This is a genomic window from Spiroplasma sp. DGKH1, from assembly GCF_040940205.1.
In the GTDB taxonomy this organism is placed as follows: domain Bacteria; phylum Bacillota_I; class Bacilli_A; order Mycoplasmatales; family Mycoplasmataceae; genus Spiroplasma.
In genome coordinates this window covers 38,940-60,325 of sequence record NZ_JASTWG010000007.1, presented here as the reverse complement: position 1 = coordinate 60,325, position 21,386 = coordinate 38,940, and the positions used below count along the sequence as shown (strand labels likewise).

General features: G+C 32.0%; 22 protein-coding genes and 1 pseudogene. 21 read left to right on the top strand and 2 right to left on the bottom strand.

Annotation, left to right across the window (positions count from 1 at the left end):
- A complete protein-coding gene (locus QPK10_RS05960) occupies nucleotides 1-1,164 on the top strand; it encodes a DMT family transporter (protein WP_368487089.1) in 1,164 nt (387 codons plus the stop codon).
- A gap of 44 nt (nucleotides 1,165-1,208) precedes the next feature.
- Here the strand turns inward: QPK10_RS05960 and QPK10_RS05955 are convergent, their stop codons facing one another.
- Both QPK10_RS05955 and QPK10_RS05950 read right to left on the bottom strand, forming a co-directional pair.
- A complete protein-coding gene (locus tag QPK10_RS05955; protein ID WP_368487088.1) occupies nucleotides 1,209-2,099 on the bottom strand; it encodes an ABC transporter permease in 891 nt (296 codons plus the stop codon).
- Nucleotides 2,099-2,806 carry an ABC transporter ATP-binding protein gene (locus QPK10_RS05950; protein ID WP_368487087.1) on the bottom strand — a complete coding sequence of 236 codons (708 nt, stop codon included), beginning with the start codon at nucleotides 2,804-2,806 and terminating at the stop codon, nucleotides 2,099-2,101. The genes QPK10_RS05955 and QPK10_RS05950 overlap by 1 nt, the downstream gene beginning before the upstream one ends.
- A 331-nt stretch (nucleotides 2,807-3,137) precedes the next feature.
- On the opposite strand from QPK10_RS05950, the gene QPK10_RS05945 reads away from it, so the two are divergent.
- The 20 genes and pseudogenes from QPK10_RS05945 to QPK10_RS05850 all read left to right on the top strand — a co-directional run bounded on the left by QPK10_RS05945 (nucleotide 3,138) and on the right by QPK10_RS05850 (nucleotide 21,386).
- Nucleotides 3,138-5,057, top strand: a complete 1,920-nt coding sequence (locus QPK10_RS05945) for a hypothetical protein (RefSeq protein ID WP_368487086.1) — start codon at nucleotides 3,138-3,140, stop codon at nucleotides 5,055-5,057.
- Nucleotides 5,041-6,735, top strand: coding sequence for a hypothetical protein (locus tag QPK10_RS05940; protein ID WP_368487085.1), 1,695 nt, complete (start codon nucleotides 5,041-5,043; stop codon nucleotides 6,733-6,735). Before QPK10_RS05945 ends, QPK10_RS05940 begins: the two co-directional genes overlap by 17 nt.
- 23 nt (nucleotides 6,736-6,758) lie before the next feature.
- Complete coding sequence (locus tag QPK10_RS05935; protein WP_368487084.1) at nucleotides 6,759-7,301, top strand: lipoprotein; 543 nt, start codon at nucleotides 6,759-6,761, stop codon at nucleotides 7,299-7,301.
- A gap of 249 nt (nucleotides 7,302-7,550) precedes the next feature.
- Nucleotides 7,551-8,066 (top strand): lipoprotein, encoded by a 516-nt coding sequence (locus QPK10_RS05930; RefSeq protein ID WP_368487083.1) that lies wholly within the window; start codon nucleotides 7,551-7,553, stop codon nucleotides 8,064-8,066.
- Between the two features lie 195 nt (nucleotides 8,067-8,261).
- On the top strand, nucleotides 8,262-8,453 hold the full coding sequence (locus QPK10_RS05925) for a hypothetical protein (protein ID WP_368487082.1): 192 nt from the start codon (nucleotides 8,262-8,264) through the stop codon (nucleotides 8,451-8,453).
- Between the two features lie 24 nt (nucleotides 8,454-8,477).
- Nucleotides 8,478-8,741: pseudogene (locus QPK10_RS05920) on the top strand (ribonuclease III domain-containing protein); the annotation flags it as partial.
- A 3-nt stretch (nucleotides 8,742-8,744) separates the two neighbouring features.
- Nucleotides 8,745-8,909 (top strand): hypothetical protein, encoded by a 165-nt coding sequence (locus QPK10_RS05915; RefSeq protein ID WP_368487081.1) that lies wholly within the window; start codon nucleotides 8,745-8,747, stop codon nucleotides 8,907-8,909.
- Nucleotides 8,910-8,980: 71 nt separating this feature from the next.
- Nucleotides 8,981-9,505, top strand: a complete 525-nt coding sequence (locus QPK10_RS05910; protein ID WP_368487080.1) for a DUF177 domain-containing protein — start codon at nucleotides 8,981-8,983, stop codon at nucleotides 9,503-9,505.
- Nucleotides 9,505-9,681, top strand: coding sequence for a 50S ribosomal protein L32 (gene rpmF, locus QPK10_RS05905; protein WP_025317487.1), 177 nt, complete (start codon nucleotides 9,505-9,507; stop codon nucleotides 9,679-9,681). The genes QPK10_RS05910 and rpmF overlap by 1 nt, the downstream gene beginning before the upstream one ends.
- A 237-nt stretch (nucleotides 9,682-9,918) precedes the next feature.
- Nucleotides 9,919-10,350, top strand: coding sequence for a division/cell wall cluster transcriptional repressor MraZ (gene mraZ / locus QPK10_RS05900; RefSeq protein WP_368487079.1), 432 nt, complete (start codon nucleotides 9,919-9,921; stop codon nucleotides 10,348-10,350).
- Between the two features lie 4 nt (nucleotides 10,351-10,354).
- Nucleotides 10,355-11,296, top strand: coding sequence for a 16S rRNA (cytosine(1402)-N(4))-methyltransferase RsmH (rsmH, locus tag QPK10_RS05895; protein ID WP_368487078.1), 942 nt, complete (start codon nucleotides 10,355-10,357; stop codon nucleotides 11,294-11,296).
- A 45-nt stretch (nucleotides 11,297-11,341) separates the two neighbouring features.
- Nucleotides 11,342-12,631: a cell division protein FtsA gene (locus tag QPK10_RS05890; protein ID WP_368487077.1), complete on the top strand. Its 1,290-nt coding sequence runs from the start codon at nucleotides 11,342-11,344 to the stop codon at nucleotides 12,629-12,631.
- Nucleotides 12,632-12,715: 84 nt separating this feature from the next.
- On the top strand, nucleotides 12,716-13,951 hold the full coding sequence (ftsZ, locus tag QPK10_RS05885) for a cell division protein FtsZ (protein ID WP_368487076.1): 1,236 nt from the start codon (nucleotides 12,716-12,718) through the stop codon (nucleotides 13,949-13,951).
- Nucleotides 13,952-13,953: 2 nt separating this feature from the next.
- Nucleotides 13,954-14,376: a cell division protein SepF gene (locus QPK10_RS05880; RefSeq protein WP_368487075.1), complete on the top strand. Its 423-nt coding sequence runs from the start codon at nucleotides 13,954-13,956 to the stop codon at nucleotides 14,374-14,376.
- A gap of 1 nt (nucleotide 14,377) precedes the next feature.
- Nucleotides 14,378-15,127 carry a hypothetical protein gene (locus tag QPK10_RS05875; RefSeq protein WP_368487074.1) on the top strand — a complete coding sequence of 250 codons (750 nt, stop codon included), beginning with the start codon at nucleotides 14,378-14,380 and terminating at the stop codon, nucleotides 15,125-15,127.
- A 13-nt stretch (nucleotides 15,128-15,140) separates the two neighbouring features.
- The gene (locus tag QPK10_RS05870; RefSeq protein ID WP_368487073.1) at nucleotides 15,141-15,536 is read left to right on the top strand and encodes a hypothetical protein; all 396 of its coding nucleotides are present in this window, start codon (nucleotides 15,141-15,143) and stop codon (nucleotides 15,534-15,536) included.
- 230 nt (nucleotides 15,537-15,766) lie between these two features.
- Nucleotides 15,767-18,481: an isoleucine--tRNA ligase gene (gene ileS, locus QPK10_RS05865; protein WP_368487072.1), complete on the top strand. Its 2,715-nt coding sequence runs from the start codon at nucleotides 15,767-15,769 to the stop codon at nucleotides 18,479-18,481.
- 41 nt (nucleotides 18,482-18,522) lie between these two features.
- Nucleotides 18,523-19,101, top strand: coding sequence for a signal peptidase II (gene lspA / locus QPK10_RS05860; RefSeq protein WP_368487071.1), 579 nt, complete (start codon nucleotides 18,523-18,525; stop codon nucleotides 19,099-19,101).
- Nucleotides 19,094-20,029, top strand: a complete 936-nt coding sequence (locus QPK10_RS05855) for an RluA family pseudouridine synthase (protein ID WP_368487070.1) — start codon at nucleotides 19,094-19,096, stop codon at nucleotides 20,027-20,029. The genes lspA and QPK10_RS05855 overlap by 8 nt, the downstream gene beginning before the upstream one ends.
- Nucleotides 20,022-21,386, top strand: coding sequence for a rhomboid family intramembrane serine protease (locus QPK10_RS05850; RefSeq protein WP_368487069.1), 1,365 nt, complete (start codon nucleotides 20,022-20,024; stop codon nucleotides 21,384-21,386). The genes QPK10_RS05855 and QPK10_RS05850 overlap by 8 nt, the downstream gene beginning before the upstream one ends.

Sequence of the window (21,386 nt, the reverse complement as noted above, 5' to 3'; positions counted from 1 at the left end):
ATGGTTCACAAAAAGACAGATTCCGCGCAGCAACCAGCAGATATTAGTTCTGCTGAATGAGGAAAATTAGTTGAACGGAAACGAAAAGAAATTGGGATTGTATATGGTTTAATCGCCGCTTTTGGCTATTCATTTGTACCATTAATGTTATATTTAATTCCAAATAATGGTCCATATGGAGATTTAGGTTCAATTTCAAACTCAACATTTTTTGTTACAATTCAAGAAATCTTGGGAGCATTAACAATGTTTATTTTTTATAAACCCACAAATTTTATTCGTTATTTTAAAATGTTAAAACATAAAGAAACCTGGTTAATTGTGTTATATGGTTTATTAGGCGGGCCAGTAGCGATGGTTTTCTTCCAACTATCAGTAATGTTAACCATTACGGCAGCTGGGGGTAATGATGGAACTGTTCCCGGGCTATTATTAAACTTAAATGTTATTTTAGCCGCCATTGGGTCCGTAATTTTTTTCCGGGCCAAACAAAGTAAATATACTTGAACAGCATTAATAATTTCCACAGCGTTGATTATTGGAATGGCAATTAACTTTGCCATTGATAAGGGGTTAACCTGACAATCAGTTGGGGGAATGTGTTTAGCTTTAATCACAGCATTTTTATATGCTATTGAAGCAGTTGGAATGTACCAGCTAATGCGGGTTTCCAAAATTAACTTTTCGAACCAGGCAACGGTGTCAATTAAAACTGGTACTTCGGCAATTATTATGGTGGTATTGGGAACCCCATTAGCAGCAGTTGCTTCGCACCAAGGCTTTGCCTATGGTTATGTCATCTTTCAAAATTTTCAGTACTATAATTATGCTTTGATTTTTATTGCCGGGGGAATTTTAATGGGCTTTTCACGAATGTTATTTTACTCGGCACTTCGTAATGCTGGGGCTACTTATACCACTGTTACCCAGTTACTAATGTTTTTCTGGACCCCAATTCTCCAGTATATTTTTATTGCCGCAAAAGCCCCCCAAACAATTGAAGAACCGACATGGTATTATTGGGTCTATGTGATTCCAATTATTATCTGTACCTTTGTCATCTCCATTAACGAGTTTATTGTGTATGCCGAAGAAGTGGGGTGGAAAAAAGCATTTCAACAAATTCGTAAGGTAAAAGTTGATGCGGAACGTCCTGAAATTTAAAATAAAAAAAACATCATTATTATAAATGATGTTTTTTTTATTTTTTAATTTTTAACTTCTCATTTAAAAGTTAGGCCACTTAGAATAAATAATCCCCCTGATCATCCACAGGCTACTATAATTGGGATGTATAATCGCGAAAAGCCCATTGCTTGGATTAAACTAACCTTATTAGTCAAATCACCAGGGTTATCATAAATATAAGGATTAGCATTAATATTTCACCCGTAAATGGCAATTGTTGCAGCATATTTATGGGGGAAAATATAGCCAATGTCATTAAAAATATTACGAGCTCCCGCAATAACATAAGCGGGGATCATAATTCCTGATAAGAACATTGAAGGGAAATAGAAACTTAACGCTAATGCTTGGGCCATTCCCACTGATTTTGCTAACCCCCCAATTAATATTCCAATCCCAATTGAAACAAAGATGAAAAGAATAACACCTAAGATAAAATAACCTCAGTTAATGGTTGCCAAATATTTAACTGTTGGTTGGGGATCAACAATAATTGTTCATAACATTGTTCAAAAAGTTGATAAGATTGAAACAATAAAATAAAAGATAATTAAGGTACTAATAAATTGTCACTTTTTAACAGGGGTAACATCTAAGCGTTTTAAAAAGATCGAATTTTTTCATTCCGCAATTGTTGTTGCCAAACTAGTAATTCCCGCGGTCATTGGGGCTAGTAAGATATAACCAGCTTTAATCATGTTGGTTCCGTTTTGATAAATATCGCGGAGAACAAAATAAAAGATTACCATAAAGAAAATTGGCATAATAAACACAAAGAAGATATTTCGGAAGTTACGACGAAAACTTTTTAAGAAGAGCACCATTAGTTTTCAGTATAATCCTCATGGTTGTTGTTTAAAAATAAACTCCCCTGGTTGTTTAGGATTAATTTTTTTAATTTTATTAACCATTATTTTAACCCTCCTTCAAAATAAAGATCCATCAGTTTTGCAACACCTTGGTACTTATCAATTACATCTTTAATTTTGGCATCAAAATATATTTTTCCCTCGTGTAAAATAACTAACCGGTCACATAAGAATTCAACTTCATCTGGATTATGACTAATTAACATAATTGTTTTTTGGTGATCCTGCGTCATATTTTTTAAAAATTTTAGAATATTGTGTCGTAATTGAATATCTAACCCAGTTGAGACTTCATCTAAAATTATTAATTCTGGTTTATGAAATACTGCTAATAAAGCATTAAACCGTTGGCGTTGGCCTCCCGATAGCCGATTTAAAGGTCGAGTAAAAAACTCGGTAAGGTCAAAAGCTTTAATTAAAGCGCTAGTTTCTTCTTCGCTAACATGGGGATATAAAGCCTTGTAAAAATCAAGAATGTCTTTCGCCGATAATCCATCTGGTCAGTCACCATCTTGGAATTGAATTCCAATATTTTCTTTGATTTTATTATTTGAAAAATGGTATTGAATTTCTCCGCCACTCGCTGTTTTAGTTTGACAAATAATTTCAACAAGGGTGGTTTTCCCACTACCATTTGCGCCTAAAATGGCAATGTTTTCACCTTTGGAAACATTTAAGTTAATATCTTTTAAAACTTCTTTTTTTCCATAATTTTTTCTTAGATTATTAATTTCGAGAATTGTTTGCATAGTTGCTCCTTTACTATTGTTAATAAAGTTCAAACTAGTTTTTCATTAGTTGTTAGATAGTCCAAACACCATTATACTATGGAAATTTAGAAATGCAAATAAGAAAAAAATTATAAAAAAATTCAAAAAATAATTAATTTTTTTATATTTAGTTGTACAATGGAGATAAGAGAAGGAAGGTGACAGCTTTTTAAAAGGGAACATATTAAGTATTAACCAATAACTAAGGGTTGTTTTAGAAAAAATTACACTATTTTAAATGATATTTTTCTTGAAAGATGTTATTTAAAAAGAATAGAAAATATTTTGTATTAACGGAGGATATTACATAATGAAACGATTATTAAGCATATTAGCAGCGGTTATTGTGGGTGGTTCACCAGCAGCAATAACTGGTTTTCAAAGTGCTGGCTATCAATCAGCACGGAAAATAACCGAACCAGCTGTTATTGACAGTTACAGCCGCATTGTTAAATTATTAAATAATAAAGATACTACCTTTGATGAATTTATCGTTGAATATCGACAAGTACCACATATTATTTATCTTATTTTTAGTGAAGAATCATTAAATGAATACATGAGAATTGTCGACCAAATGAAAATTCGGATTGATGCCTTAGTAAAGACTAGTGCGCAAGAATATTTAGTTAATGAAATTCGGTTAGCAATTGAAAATGCTAAAAAAGACTGGCAAAATAAGGTCCCAGTTAATAAATTAGCAAGTCAACTAACTGATTTTATTGACCAAGAAAAAGAAGCTAGTGGTAAATTATTTTTTGCCTTTAACCAAGCTTCGACCCAATTGATAATGGATGATATGGCAAAGTATCAACCAATTAGGTTAGCAAATGCTAATGCTAATGCAAAAATTGGTACCTTAAAAAATCAAAAAAATTATTATGAACAATTATTAAAAGAATATGATCGCGCTCTTCAATGACAAAAAAATTTAGCCGGAATTTTTAACAATTGAATTGATAAAGCCAGAGAGTTACAAGAAGATTTTATGAGTATTGCGCGAAATTATTTTGTTAGTCCTGAGCAATTTCATGATTTTATGGAAAAACGGAAAGAAGAGGTTATTAACTGAACGGCGGGTAAATTAGTTGAATTAGTCGTGGGTAAAAACATGGCGGATCCTGTTAGCGTTGATGAAGTTACTGACCAAATTATTAATAAAGTTAAAACCCGTGTTTATAGTCCCAATAATCAAATCGCAGACTGGTTATTACAAGGAGAAACTTCGGTGACGGGTAATCCTGAGGATACGAAACCAATGACAAATGAACAAATCCGGGAAAAAGCCTGAACTGAAATTCAAGCAGAAATAGCTGCTGCTGAAAGTAAAAATTTAGCAAGAGCCTTATCATTTTCTGATATGGTTGATATTGCCAGCAAGGTAGTAGGATCAGTTTATGAACTGGATGATTTAATGTTTGGTCAAATCCAAACTGCAGCCGAAGCTTTCTTTAATTTTGTTAATGATCAAGTACCAAGTATCAGTAAAGATATTGAACAATCATTTAAAGAAAATAACATTCCAGTTGTTAGTGAATTAGATAAAAAAATGGCAGAAATTACCCAAATTATTGCTAGTGTTAGTTCAAATATCCTTGGTTTATTTGATGCAACCGGAGCAGCCGGAGCAATTGTTGATATGGCCTTTGCCACTGTTGAAGAAGTCCAAAAATGATTTACTACTTTTGAAGTTTTAAAACGTTCAGATGAAGCAATTACTGTAATGGAAAGTGTGAGAAACAGGGTCGCCAAAATCCCGGATCAAAATGCTCTTGATGTTCTTGAAGCTAAAAAAAATTTACCAAAAATAATTGCCGAATTAGCTGAAAATGAAAAAATTTTGGCAGAAACTTCTGCAGAATTAAAAAATTCAAAATATGATTTTTTAAATAATAATTTGAATATTTGACAAAGTGAATTTAAACCTTATTTAGACTATTTAGGACTAGATGGTGTATTAGACAATATACAAACGAATATTGATTTTACCTTTCCCTCAGTGGATGTCCATTTAAACATGATTAAATATTGAAATACCCAATTTAAAACTTATGACCAAATTGTTGAACAACGAAAATTTATTTTTGGCAAATTAATTAATAGTCCCGAAGCCCAAGCTATTTTAGGAGATAAACTGGTCCAATTTGGAAAAGATAACCAAATATTAAATGAAATTAATGCCATTGCCTTAAAACATAGAGAGGATTTTAATTATGAAAACATTGCTTAGTATATTAGGATCAGTTGCAGTCTTAGCCGCGGGTGGGGAAGCAGCCGTTGGTATATTATTGAATAATAATTCAAAATTTGATCCAATTGAAAAAGATGAAGTTTTTCCTGAAATGTTTGAACATTTTAATTACATGGAACAAGTTACTAAAAACCCGAACTTGATTACTAACGATAATGAATTAATGCGGGTTTTAATTCAAGCAACTTTAATGTTAGATGAAGTTTATAATAGCAGTTTCTTTTATGCTTTTAACACCAAAATTAGTGAAGTTGCCAATTTATTTAAAAACCGTTTAGAAAAAATTAACTATAATTTTAATGATACGGAAACTAACTTTTATCAGGCAATTATGAGTTATACACAAAAATTAAGTGTTGATTTTAATATTAAATTAGATAATCGCTTTAAACCTGAATTTATTAAGTATGAACAATTAAAACGCCAAGAAAGCCAATTATTTTTCCGCATTTATGACCAAAAAATTACCCAACTAACAAGTAAGTTAGCTATCTTGCAAAAAAATATTAATGATTTAAACCAAGAAAATAATACCTTACAAACGAAACTAGAAGGTAAAAGTAAAGAAAATGAAATTATTAATAAAATTTTATCGATGCTTGATGTTTCAATGGGCTTTATTAATAAAACAAGAGAAATTTTTAATAATGCAAAAGATAAAGTAGTTAGCAATTATAATTCAGCCGCATGGCATGCTAATAATTGAGGTTTAGGTTTTATTCCTTTTTATGGAATGGCTTTTAACATAACATTTAGCAATCGGATGAAAGATACTGTTGATGCTATGCAAACATATGTTGCTACTTTTGATGGCAAAGATCCTACTGCTCCTGGTTGAATGGCTATTCAAGATATGAAAAATAATCTTGATGGGTTAAGAGATAATATTTTAGAGATTGATCCAACAGAAAATGACCTTATTGGGGGCTTATTAGAAGATGCTGGTTTAAGTTCAACCGTTGCCTCTTCAATTTCCGAAGGAATTAGTGTTTTAATTGACATTGGATCAAGTGCCTTTCCAGGACTAGGGCCAGTTATTAATGCAGTTTTAGATTTCTTAGGTTCTGGTTTTAATGCCAGTAAGTTAGCTGAGAATTTCCATGATAAGTTAACGCCACATTATAAAGAATTTAAATCAGCTGCCGATAATACTGAAGGACATCTTAATGATGCCAAAGAATCAATAAGTTATGTCCAACAAAATTTAATTAATAATTACAATGCCAATAATGCACAAATGAAGGAATGACGAGATAAAATAGCAAGTAATACTAAAAAATTAGCAGAATTAGGAAAAGAAATTGAACAAGTCACAACTGAAATTAATAATATCAAAGCAATTTTATCTACTAATTTAGCTTCAACTATTTACGGTGATAATTATTACTATTGATATACTAATGAAATTGCTGATGTTAATAATAATCCAAAGATAAATTTCCAAGCACAAACTTTTTGTGCCACTCCTAAATCAAATTTAGATAAATTAAAAGACCAAATTACTTTAGTTAATAACCAAAAAATTGAAATTTTTAATAAATTAATTAATGAATTAAAACAAAATTTAAGCCAAAATCAATTTGAAGATTTTAAAAATATTTTAGAATATAAAGAAAATTTATCTAATAAAAATTATGATATAATAAAAAATATGTAAATTAGAATAGGAGACATATAGGAATGAAAAAGTTATTAACTATTTTTGGTGCGTTTGCATTAACAGCAACTGGAGCTTCTTCGGTTGTGGCATGTAATAAAAATACAAGTACAACAGATTCTAATATCACTCAGGATTCTTATACATTAGAGCAAATTTTTCCTAATAAGGATTTAGGAACTTTAGAAATTGAATTAACTCAAGATGAGATTGATCATGCTGATCAACATTTATCAGTAATTCGTACTTCAATTTTTAATCATTTAATTGGAGAAATGTATAAGTTAAATAAAAAATCAAATGAAAAAATATTTAGAAAAGCTAATATTCCATATAATTTTGATATGCTTTTTTCAGATTATTACCAAAAATATTTGGAAGAAGTTAATGATCAAGATTATTTAGGTTTAAATTTAAAGTCTAAAACATTTAGTTTACATTATAAAGCTGAAAACTTACGTCAAGAATTTGAAAAAGCTGGTGACAAACACTCTATTGAATATTTTTCAAAAATTGCAGATTCAGATATAACTTTAAACTTTATTATTAATCCTGTGCCTTATTAAAAATATAAAAAATTTTTTTCGAAAGGTATTTTCTAAATTAATTTTTGTTAAAGTTCTTAATTTTAACTAAAACTGAGAACTTAATATCCAAAAATTATATTTTTATAACTAATATCAAAAATTAAGAATTCAAATTTAGTTAATTAATTTTGAATTTAAATAAATATTATATTTACTAAAGTTCTTAATTTTGTCTAAAATTAAGAACTTTTATTTTAATATGTAAATTAGAATAGGAGACATATAGGAATGAAAAAGTTATTAACTATTTTTGGTGCGTTTGCATTAACAGCAACTGGAGCTTCTTCGGTTGTGGCATGTAATAAAAATACAAGTACAACAGATTCTAATATCACTCAAGGTCCATACTCATTAGATGAAATTTTTCCTAATAAGGATTTAGGAAAATTAGAAGGGGTGGAAATTGATCCAAAAAATGATAGTGATTATTCGATTCGTTATGCAATTATTTATAATATTTGTAAAAAAATGTATGAATTAAATCATGGTGAAAAAATTTTTAAAAAAGCTGAGTTATCACCTTCTTTTGCTAGTTTAATGACTCACTATATAGATTTCTTAGAAGAAAGTAAAGAACCAGAATATATGAAATTAAATGTTAATTCAACACAATATACATTACATTATATAGGAGAAAAATTAAGGGAAGAATTTAAAAAAAATAATCAGGAAAACTACTATAAAAGCTTTTCTAAATTAGCTGATTCTGATATTACTGTTACATTTAGTATTCCTACAAAATAAAAATTATATTTATATCAACTAATATCAAAAATTAAGAATTCAAATTTAGTTAATTAATTTTGAATTTAAATAAATATTATATTTGTTAAAGTTCTTAATTTTGTTTAAAATTAAGAACTTTTATTTTAATAAATTACAAAAATATTTTGATTTAAAATAAAATATTTTATTATGAACATAATAAGGAGGATATTAATGGATTGATCAATAGAAAAAGTTAAGAACTTTATGAAGAAATGAAATATTAAAATTAAAAATAAAGATTTATGAATAGAGGCATGTACAACCTCAGGTTATGTAAATGAAAATAAAGATTCAATAAGTTATGAAAGATTAGAATTTTTGGGAGATAGAGTTTGAAACTTAATAATAGCTGATACTTTATAACATAGTTCACAATATCCAGATCCTAAAAAATTAAATGAACAATATGAAAAATTAACAAATAATGAGAGTCAAATAAAAATTAGTACTTTTTTTGGTTTCAATGATTTGTTAAGAATGAATAATGGTGAGTATAAAAATAATCAAAGTAATAGTAATAAACCAGCAAGTGATATTTTAGAAGCTATTTGTGCTGTTATTTTTTTGGAAAATGGGTTTCCAACAGTAAAATCATTTATTAATAAAATAATAAATAATTTTTTAAATGAAAATTCCCTACAGGAGAAATAAAAAATGAAGAAATTAATTTTAATTATAAGTTTAATATCATTTTTACCATTTACCACAGTTACAAGTACAAAATGTAGTTGTACTGGTAATACTACCCAATGTAATGATGGAAGTTGAAGTAATTCTGCTGGTAGTGGGACTTGTTCTCACCATGGTGGGGTTAAATAATTTTAAAAAAAATTTAAATATTGGATATTATAGTTTATAATAATATTTGTTGATTTATGAAAAATAAGGATGTGATAATTATTGTTTTAACAGAAAAAGATCTAATCGCTAACCCACATTATACTATTAATGATCGATTTAAAGTTAATCAAACTTCTTTTAGTTACGAGCCATTAAAAGCGATTACTGATCTTCATTTACAAGGTGAAGTTGATTATGACCAGTCAACAAGAGTGATTATAGTTAATATTAAAATTGTAACTAATACAATGATCGTGGATGCTCGCACATTACGAATTATTCCATACCCACTGGTATTGGATTGAAATGATGAATATTCTTTTGAATTTAGTGAAAATCCTAATATAAATTATTTAAATGAAAATAATTTTGATATAATAAAATATGCAATTGATGAAATTATTATGAATATTCCTATTAATTTTTCAATAAATGATGATACAATAATTAGTGGTGATTCATCTTGACAGGTTATTTCTGACCAGGAACTTGATGAATATCAAGCTAATAAAGTAGATCCACGCTGAGAAGAGCTAAAAGAGCAATATGAACAGAAGAATAAGGAGGGAAAATAATGGCAGTTCCATTTCGTAAGACATCGAAACAAGCTAAAAGAAAACGTCGCACACACTTTAAATTAGCCTTGGCAACCTTAACTACATGTAGTAATTGTGGGGCAACAATTAAACCTCACCGTGTTTGTCGTGAATGTGGGTATTATAAAAATAAAGAAATTGTGAAAGTTGATTAGTTATCTTTCGAATTAATGAGAACATTAGTCTGGTGATTAATGTTTTTTTTTTTTTTTTGCGATTTTTCCTAGTTTCCACCTTTATTTTATGGTGGGAGAAAGTGGGGTAAAATTGCCTTGAAATTAAGCAGTAATCCGGTAAAAAGCGGAAAATAATGTAAAAAAACGCTAAAAAGTGTTGCATTGTGGGAGAAAGTGGAATATAATATGTGTGAAAGTGGGGTGAAGTGGGAGACAATGGCACTTCTAGGAACTTACAATCATACACTAGATGACAAGGGAAGATTAACAATTCCTTCAAAGTTACGAGAGCAATTTAAAGATAATAAGGTCTTTATTTCTCTTGGTTTTGATGGTTGTATCGATGTTCGTAACGAAGAAGAATGAAACAAGTGAACTGCGAAAATTAGTTCAACTGGCCAAGCAACTGCCGAAGGAAGGGCACTAGCGCGGAAAGTAATGTCAATGTCTGATGAAACTACTTTCGATAATGCCGGGCGCATTAAACTTTCTAGTATTTTACAAGAAAAAGTACAGATCGTAAAAGATGTCGTTATTATTGGTAATAATGATCACTTAGAATTATGAGATCCTGCTGTTTGAAACCAATATATTGATGGTGCTCCAGCAATGGAAGATGCCGCGAAAAATTTTGAAGAAAAGATTTAACGCTATGAACTTTGAACACTATTCAGTATTATTAGCAGAATCGATTGCTGGTTTAGATATTAAACCAACGGGAATCTATGTTGACTGCACATTAGGGCGTGCGGGCCATAGTATTGCGATTCTTAAGCAGCTAACAACAGGAAAACTGTATGCTTTTGAACAAGACAGTCAAGCAATTAAAGAATCTCAAACTAGATTACAAGGGCTAAACAAATCAAATTATGAGATTATTAATGCTAACTTTGCAAACATTACCGCCGAATTATTGCTGCGGGGAGTAACAAAAGTTGATGGGATTTTATATGACTTGGGAGTGTCTTCACCCCAGTTTGATGATCACCATCGGGGCTTTAGTTACCGTTATGATAGTGAACTTGACATGCGGATGAACCAAAACCAAGCATTAACAGCAAAAACAGTTGTTAATACTTATTCAGAAGCTGAATTAACCCGGATTTTCTGAGAATATGGTGAAGAAAAATTTGCACGACCAATTGCCAAAGCAATTGTCAGCGCTCGTGCTAATAACCCAATTTCCACTACCTTTGAACTAGTGGATATCATTAAAAAGGTTCTTCCCCAAAAAGTTTTAAAAAAACCAAAACATCCAGCCAAACAAGTCTTTCAAGCAATTCGCATTGAAGTAAACCAGGAGTTATTTGTGTTAAAAACATCCTTATCCCAAGCGGTAAAGTTGTTAAAACCAAATGGCCGCTTAGTGGTAATTACCTTTCATTCAATTGAAGACCGGATTGTTAAACAATTATTTACAAGTTTAACAACTGATCCAAACCAGACTGTCAATCAAAAGTTACCAATAATGAGTAACTACCAAAGTGATTATCAAATTATAACGAAAAAAGCAATTACTCCTTCCGAACAAGAAACGGGTGAAAATCGGAGAAGTAAGAGTGCCAAGTTAAGAATATTAAAACGGGTGACTTAATATTTTTAAAATTTAAAGATATTTTACACAAAGGAGGTGAAAGATATGGAATTTAAACTTAAAGAAATCTACGGGGTGTTAGAAGTTAAAAACTATGAATTAAATTTTATGGTCGGAATTTACCATGAATCACAAATTAAAGTTTTATACAAAAAGAACCTGGAGTATCGTTTTTGCACCGCCGGAACTATTATTGATGAAAAAAATGTTGCCAAAGAACTAGCATACATTATTAAAGATGCCAATAAACAGTTAGGAATTAGTTTACAACGGATTGCCGTTAGTGTTCCCAACGATCATTTGCAAATTAAAACATCAACTAAAATGTTAAATTTAACACAAGATCGGTTAATTACCAAAAATGACATTGATGCTTTAATTAGTCTCGCCAAAGAAGTTCCCGCATTAGACGACCAAACTGCTTTCTTTATCCGTCCATATCGCTATATTCTTAATGAACAAAAAGCATTATCACAACCTCCAATTGGATTTGCTGCACATAAAATTAGCATCAAATCAATTGTTTATCTTACTAAAACAAGTATTATCAAAAGCATCTTTAATATGTTAAAGTATGCTAAGGTAGAAATTATGGGTATCCTACCATCGTCATTTAGTTTAGCTTGAAATGTTGCTTCGCAATATGATTTACAAAACGGGATTATTATTGTTGACTGGGACTATGATGCAATTAAAGCACATGTTTTTGTTCGCGAAACCTTATGTGAACAAGTCGTAATTCCGGGGGGTGTTAAGAAAATTCTTAACAAACTACGAACAATCATGAATTGTGACAACAAGCAAGCCTTAAAATATTTATATAAAATAATAAATTTAAATAATGATTTGCGCGATAATTTAATTATCTATAGTAAATATAATCCGCAAACAAAACAACAAATCAAATTAACCCACGCCGATTTACGAGCAATTGTTAACCAAACAATTGCGGGGGAATTAGAACATTTGAACCACAAGCTAACCACAACCTTAGAAAAATATGACTATCCAATTGTCGTAGTCGGGACAATTTTAAAAATTAGTGGTTTTAAAGAAATGTTATTAAAAATGAATCCCGGTCAACGTCTTTCGGTGTACTTACCAGAAGTTGTCGGCGCTAAGGAAATTTGGTGTACCAGTTTACTAGGGAACATTTATTATCAACATCTCGCAAACAAAGTGAGTGGGGTTAATATTCAATCAGTGGATGAACAATACGTTAGTTTTCCGCCCCACCAATCCCAACCAAGTGTTCCAGCTGCTCGCCAACCAGAATATCGTCAACCAACCTACCAAGGTTATCAAAACCAACCAATTATTAACCAAAGCAATTAAATTAAAACAGCGTGCAAATTTAGCAAGAACATAGTACAATATATTCAAAAGAAAAAATAAAACATATATTATGGAGGTAAAATTATGGCAATCGAAAATTTTGATAATTATGAGCAAGTAGCGTCAATTAAAGTAATTGGGGTTGGAGGTGCTGGTAATAACGCAGTTAACCGGATGATTGAAGCAGGAGTACAGGGAGTAGAATTTATTGTTGCTAACACCGATGCTCAAATTATTAGTGTTTCTAAATCAAGACAAAAGATTGTCCTAGGTAAGGAAACTTCAAAAGGTTTGGGGGCCGGTGCTAACCCTGATATTGGTCGCCAAGCCGCAATTGAATCAACCGATGAAATTAAAGAAGTCTTAAAAGGAGCCGACATGGTTTTTGTGGCCGCCGGAATGGGCGGGGGAACTGGAACCGGCGCCGCGCCAATTATTGCAAAAATTGCCCGCGAAATGGGGGCTTTAACAGTTGGGATTATTACAACGCCGTTTACTTTTGAAGGACGTGCGCGGAATAGTTATGCCATTCAGGGAACTGAAGAACTCCGCCAACATGTTGATTCGTTAATTATTATTTCAAACGATCGCTTGTTAGAAGTCATTGGGGGAGTCCCTTTAAAAGATTCCTTTAAAGAAGCCGATAATATTCTGCGTCAAGGTGTTCAAACAATCACTGATTTAATTGCTGTTCCTTCGTTAATTAACTTAGATTTTGCCGATATTAAAACTGTCATGAAAAACAAGGGAAACGCCTTATTTGGAATTGGAATTGGTTCGGGAAAAGACAAGGCAATTGAAGCAGCCAATAAAGCAATTATTTCGCCATTATTAGAAGCTTCAATTCGGGGTGCGAAAGATGCCATTATTAATGTCACAGGAGGTAATACTTTAACCCTAAACGATGCTAACGATGCCGTTGATATTGTTAAACAAGCAATTGGGGGCGAAGTTAATATTATTTTTGGAACCGCTGTCAATGAACATTTAGAAGATGAGATGATTGTGACAGTTATTGCAACTGGTTTTGATGATGACTACCATAATTTTGGTGCGGAAGGAACTAATTACCGTGCTAGTGAAGAAGAGTATCACCAAGATGATGATGAACCAATTAACGATGAAGAAGAAACTGCCGGTGATCCCGAAGTGGTTCGTAAACGACCAAGTTATTTCAATTCCGAAAGTAATGGTCATGAGAATGCTAATCGTCGCATTAACGCGTGAAGAGAACATGTTTCTGGAAAAGCTTATGAAAATAGTCAAGACGACGATGATGATGACGATGACTTGCCACCATTTGTGAGAAGAAGCTGATAATTATGGGAATTTTTAAAAAGAAACGTTCAACAGTAGTTGACCAACCGGCCAACCGCATTGATTTTTCAGAAAACCCTCAGCGGGATAATAATGATCTTGACTATGAAAAAACCAATGATAATATCGAAACTAGTAACCTTAACCGCGTTGATTTTGAAAATATTGATCAGCTTAGCAAAGCTGATTTGGCAAATGGAAGTAACGATGAACTCCAAAACATTGTGATTCTTCCTGAGAGTTTTCATGACGGAGCCCAATTAGCGGACCAGTTGATTAAAAATCGCCATTTACAGGTAAAATTAACAGAGTTGTCGAAAGAAGAACGGATTCGGTTACTAGATTTTTTAAGTGGGGTAATGTATGCTTTGAATGGAAAAGTTAGTAAGTTAGCAAATAAAACTTACGAATTTGTCTTGCAAGGTTAAGATGGTTAATAAAGAAGTTTTACTAACACATTATCAAACAGAATATCAATTTATTAATAAACTAAAAGGTTGGTGTGAACAGGCAAAGCAAAACTTGGTTGTTCAGACCGATTTTCTTGATTTACGCCAAATTGAAATTCTGAAAGCTGTTTTTAAAAAAGCCGGGGTTACTAATTATTATCAGCATCCCGGCATGGTTAATAGTTTTCGTTCCACAATTACAATCAACACCCCCACACCTAATCTTGTCGTACTGGTTGCCAACCAAAATCCCAGTGCAGTTTTACAACACAATGAACTCCTTGGCTATTTATTAAATGAACTAGGTTTAGAACTCCGTGTTTTTGGAGATTTGTATGTGACTAGCGAAATAATTGCCCTTAGTTGTTTAGCAAAAGTAGCAAATGTTTTGACAACCCACCCCTTAGTAATTAATAACCAGGTTGTTATTTTTCACCCGACCAATGATCAAATTACTATTAATTACCAATTTGATGAATTTACTAAAAATGTTAAAAGTTTACGCCTTGATGCAGTAGTTAGTGCGATTTGTCATCTTTCGCGGGATAACGCCCAAGCGCTGATTCAAAAAAATAATGTTTTTGTTAATTTTTCCGTGATCAACACCAAGACATTTTTAGTATCTTATGATAATATAATATCAATAAGAAAGTATGGTCGTTTTCGGATTGCGGCAATTATCAAAAATAAAAATGATAACTATCGGCTAACAATTGCTAAATTTAAATAGATGGGAGCAGGTTATGAGTCAAGATTTAAAACAAATAATTCAAGAACAAAGTGAAATTATTGCAAAGTTAACAAAAGATAATCAGGAATTAATTCAGCAAATCCAAGAACTCCAGCATTTAGAGCATGTTTCGCGCTATAATGTGGAAAAATCTCGCGAAGCATTTGAAGTAGCCAGTCATAATGCTGGGCGGATTATTATGAAAGCGGTTGATTTTTCTTATGCTTTTAAAGAAGAAATTGCCTGGTTGTTAGATGAAATTGATGCTAATCGTCATAATCCCCAGAATGTTTTAAAAGCAATTGATGATTTTCTCGAACGAAACAAGCGAATTTATGCCTTTTCGATTAATGATGGGGAACGAATTAGTGAAATGATTAAGAAAGAAATTATTAACAAAATTAAATAATTAGTGTATATTTAATTTATAAAGTAAAAGCCACGGTTAAATCAAGTACTTATCTCAGCAAGGTTAGGATGATGGAAGCTAACTATAATTACGATTTAATTATCACTTTTATGAACAATTGCAAAAGGTTTAATTGAGATAAACAATTATATTTGTTTATGAAGTAAGATGGTACCGTGTTTTGAACACTCTTACCCCGCTTACTTTTTTTATTCAGAAAGGACTTCACAATGAATTACAAAGATACTTTATTAATGCCAACAACATTATTTGAAATGAAAGCAAATTTAAACACGAAGGAACCAACCATCCAGCAGGAATGGTTAACTACTAACCTTGTGCACCAAATTTTAACTAAAAATAAAAAACATCATCAGTTTATTTTGCATGATGGCCCTCCTTATGCTAATGGTAATCTCCATGTTGGTCATAGTTTAAACAAAATTTTAAAAGATTTTATTGTTCGCTATTACACCAACAAAGGATACTATGCGCCCTGAATTTGTGGCTGAGATACCCACGGGTTACCAATTGAAAGTGCAGTTGTTAATAGCGGTGTTGACCGGAAAGCAACGCCTCCAGGTGAATTCCGCGAAATTTGTAAGCAGTATGCCCTTAACCAAATTAATAATCAAATTAACCAGTTTAGTCGCTTAGGATTACTAACAGATTTTAATGATAAATATGTTACCTTAGATTTGGACTATGAAATTAGTCAGTTAGAGTTATTTAAAACAATGGTTGAGAAAAATTTAGTTTACCGGTATTTAAAACCAGTGTATTGATCACCAACATCAGAATCAGCCCTGGCCGAAGCGGAAATTGAATATGAAGATGTAACAACCCCCTCAATCTATGTTACTTTTAAAGTTATCAACGGTAATAAACACTTAGCAGTAAATAGTAAAATTATTATTTGAACAACAACTCCTTGAACAATCCCAATGAACCAGTTATTAGCCGTTGGTGAAAAAATTTCTTACAGTGTGGTCAAGGTTGCGGGGCAAGAATATGTGGTTGCTAGTGATTTACTAGCAACAGTAAGCGCCACAATTGGCTGAACAGACTACCATGTGGTGAAAGAAATTAGTGGGAAAGATTTAGTGGGGATTGAAACTGAACATGCTTGGAATCCTAAGCTTATTTCAAAAGTTGTTGCTGGGCACCATGTTACCACCGACAGTGGAACTGGGATTGTTCATATTGCTTCTGGGTTTGGGGAAGATGATTATTTAATTGCCAAAGCTAACGGTGTTGAAATTTATGCTCCCCTTGATGATCAGGGTAAATATAGCGCGGAAATTAATGACCCAAGTTTAGTTGGTGTCTTTTATGAAGATGCCAATAAAATTATCGGACAAAAATTAGAACACACAGGACATTTATTAAAGTTAAAATTTATTAAGCATCGCCAAGGAATTGACTGACGAACAAAAAAACCAATCATTTATCGTGCTACTGCCCAATGGTTTGTTTCAATTGAAAAATTAAAACCCCAATTATTGAAAGAAATTAAAAAAGTTAATTGAAATCCCGAATGGGCCCAAAAACGAATGTTGGATATGATTGCTAACCGGGATGACTGGTGTATTTCTCGCCAGCGATTATGGGGGGTTCCAATTATTGCTTTTTATGATGAAAATAATACTCCGCAAGTTAGTTTGGAACTAATTGACCATGTTTTAAAATTATTTAAACAAGAACAAACAACTAATATTTGGTTTACCTGGTCAGCAGATCAGTTATTACCAGCTGCTTATCAGCATCAGGGTTGGCGAAAAGAACAAGATATTATGGATGTGTGATTTGATAGTGGGGTTAGTAACTTAGCAGTCATTAAAAATCGCCATCTTAGTTATCCAGTTGATGTCTATTTAGAAGGAAATGACCAGTTCCGCGGTTGGTTCAACTCTTCGTTAATTACAGCAGTAATTGATAATAACCATGCGCCTTATAAAACAGTCCTATCCCACGGGTTTGTGAATGATGAAAAAGGACGTAAAATGTCCAAATCGCTTGGAAATACCATTTCTCCGCTTGATATTGTCGATGAATATGGTAGTGATATTTTACGAATGTGGGTGGCCTCGGTTGATTACACCGATGATGTTAAAATTGGTCCTGAAATTATCAAACAATGTGCGGAATCATACCGGAAAATTCGTAATACCTTACGTTTTATTTTAGCTAACCTAAGTGATTTTAATGTTGACAAAGATTATACTGACCAGTTAGCGGAAGTTGATTTATATACTTTGCATTTAACCCAACAATTTAAGAAAAAAGTTGATAATGCTTATGAGGATTATAATTTTAATAATGTTTATATTTTAATTAATAACTTTGTTATTAACACATTATCAAAATTTTATTTAGATTTTATTAAGGATATTTTATATATTGAAAAAGCAAAAGCCCCCCGTCGGCGTGCTGTTCAATCAACTTTATACCATATTTATCGCACTTTAATTGATGTTTTAAAACCATTGCTGCCCCATACGGTCGAAGAAGCGCACCGTTTTATTAACTATGATCACAAAGCCCCATCAGTTCATTTAGAACCAGAACATGAAATTCCAGTTGTTGTGAATGATAATTTAATTGCAAAATGAGATAAAGTCTTAAAACTTCGCGATGATGTTAATAAGGAGTTAGAAGTTCAACGGGAAGCGAAAGCAATTACCAAATCATTAGCTTGTCAATTAACAATTCACTTCCAACCAGACTACCAAGAATTACAAGATATTGAAGATTTACACCAAATCTTTATTGTCAGTGAAATTATCTTTACTAATAATAAGGAAGGGTTAACCCCATATCCAACTAGTTATTTAAAAGTTCAGGAAAAAGTTGGGCTCAAATGTGCTCGTTGCTGGATGATTGTTGATCAATTATCGGAAAATAATGAGATTTGTCAAAGATGTTTTGATGTATTATATAAGTAAAATATGAGATAATATCTTTATCAAATAAGGAGAAAACATTAATGTGAGAAAGAATTAAGCAATTTGGTATCGATCTTAAAGAACATTTTAAAACACGAGATTATCGGTGAAAGTATAAACTAGTTGTCTGCTTGCCAATTTTTATTGGTTTATTAATCATTGATATTGTTACAAAACAACTTGCTTTTAAATATCTTTCCCATGATGAATTTGCCCCCGTGGTTAAGTTTATTGATGGTTTTATTAATTTTAAATTTGTTATTAACCGGGGAATTGCCTTTGGGGCGAACAGCGATAATTTGGCCGGCACCATTACCGGAGCTGTTTTTATTACTTTAATTGCTTTTAGTTTATTTTTATATTTAAATAACAAAATTGCCACGGTGGGGTTAATTATGATCACAACCGGAGGTTTTGGAAATTTAATTGACCGCATGTGAAATGATGGGGGTGTTGTTGATTTTCTAGCATGGGAATTATTCCCCCCCTATAGTATTTTCAATTTTGCGGATATGTGTGTAACATTTGGAGTTGTCGTTTTAGTAATTGCTATTATTGTTGAAATTATTCGCTACTATTATATACGCCATCACCAAGAAGAAGAGGAAGAAAATGAATAACAAAGAAATTATTAGTGATCAAGAAATGCGAATTGATAAGTATTTACAACAATATTTTAGTACCAGCCCCGAGCCAGTATCACGTACCAAAATTCAAACATTAATTAATAACCATCAAATTTTAGTTAATAACAACATTGTTACAAATAATTATCAGCTAAAAATTGCTGATCACATTCAAATTTTAGGATCACTAGCAGAACAACCCCCAGTAATTAAACCCCAGCCAATGGCATTATCAATTATTTATGAAGATGAGGATTTAATGGTGATTGATAAACCCAACAATTTAGTTGTCCATCCGGCTCCCGGGCACTATGAAGATACTTTGGTAAATGGGTTGCTGGCGTTCGATCGTAAATGGTCAACAATTGGGGGTGCTGAACGTCCCGGAATTGTGCACCGGATTGATCGCCAAACAACAGGGTTATTGGTGGTTGCCAAAAATGACTTTGCCCACCAACATTTACAAGAACAAATTCAGCAAAAAACAATGCATCGTCAGTACTTAGCAATTGTGCACGGGGTAATTGCGGTAGATAAAGCAAAAATCACGGCTCCGATTGGCCGGGACCCCAATGATCGCAAGAAAATGAGTGTCACTAGTAAAAATTCTAAAAATGCAGTTACAAATATTGTTGTAATTCAACGATTTAAAGATTATACTTATATAGAATGTAATTTGGAAACTGGACGAACCCATCAAATTCGGGTGCATTTAAAATATATTAACCATCCAGTTCTTGGTGATCCGTTATATGGTTATCCTGAAGATAAAAACATTCCGTTTGGGCAATATTTGCATGCTTACCAATTAGTTTTAACTCAGCCCCACACGGGTGAACAGCTAACATTTACTTCCGAACTCCCGCTGGAGTTTCGCAATAAACTAGCTGAGTTAGCAGAGAAAGGAACATCATATGAATAGTTTTGATAAAGAAAAATTATCGCTAGTTGACTACTTTATAAAAGTTGAAAAGTACAATGTTTATAAGGTTAAACCGCGTAGTAATAATAATGTTTATTTATATAAAGTTGATAATAAACAGTTTCAGATCATTAAAATTGTTGATAATTTTAATAGTGATCCGGGACGTTATCAGATTGATGATGAAGTTGTCCTTTCATTACGTGAGTATTTAACGAAAAAGTTTCAGCGTGCCAAATTGAATGTGTTATCAATTGTTTTAATTGCTAATAATTCTCAGCAAGTCCGCAACGATAATGGCGATGTGACATTATTTGTTGATAATAATAATTATCAAAATAAAGTGGCGGAATTCTTCCCTAGTTTACAGCAAAGCGATAGTGGGGAAGAAGAAAACATCAAAAATATGTCCGCTGAGCAAATTTTAGAGGATATTAAAGACCCCAATAGTAAGTTAACAAAAAATTTAAAACAGTTAAGTGATAAATTAAGTATGAATAACTTAATGGTCACTTGAATTTTTGTCGTGTTATTATTAGTAATCCCGATTATTCAAGTTTTCTTTGGTAATCAACTATTTCAAACCAAGGGTCTGGATGCGGACTCGATCACTCTTGTTTATGGGGGAATTACCCGTGATTTACTTGTTTGGTCCCAACAGTGGTGACGGTTATGAACTTATCCCTTGTTTGATAGTAATATCTTTTTATTAATTTTAAATATCTTTATTTTATTTAATATTTCTCGGTATAATGAAGCAGTCTTAGGACGGTGAAAATTAGCTCTGATTGTTATTATTGGTGTTCCGCTCGCGGGATTATTCTTATCCGCAACAATGCCTAATACGATTTTTTCGGGATCATTTGTCGTGTTAGCAATTTTATGGGGAGCCTTATTTAGTTATAATTTTGGGAAAGAAGATTTAGCTTCTCTCGTTTCTAACCAACGAACAATTATTGTTCCCATTTGGTTAATTATTTTACCATTAATTACTAGCAATTTTCCTTCGTATTTAGTTGTTTTTAGTGGTTTCTTTATTGGGAGTGCACTCGGTTTCTTATTTGAATTTAAAATTAAAAAGATTAACCTCTCAATTTTATACCCAATCTTTATTTTAACAGCGGTTCTAATTATTGGCATTGTCTTATTATCAATTCACCGTTATTCACCACCATTAAATGCTCCGGTCGTCAATGCCTTAATTGTTTACTGAAACGCAGGGTTAACTTCAAAAGGAGCCATCCAGGATATGCTCCTAAATTACTACCACTATCCACGCAATGAATGACCACCGGGATTACGAACAACTGGCACTTTCTTCTCTAATTTGTTTAATCTGTTTGGAAATCGGAAATAA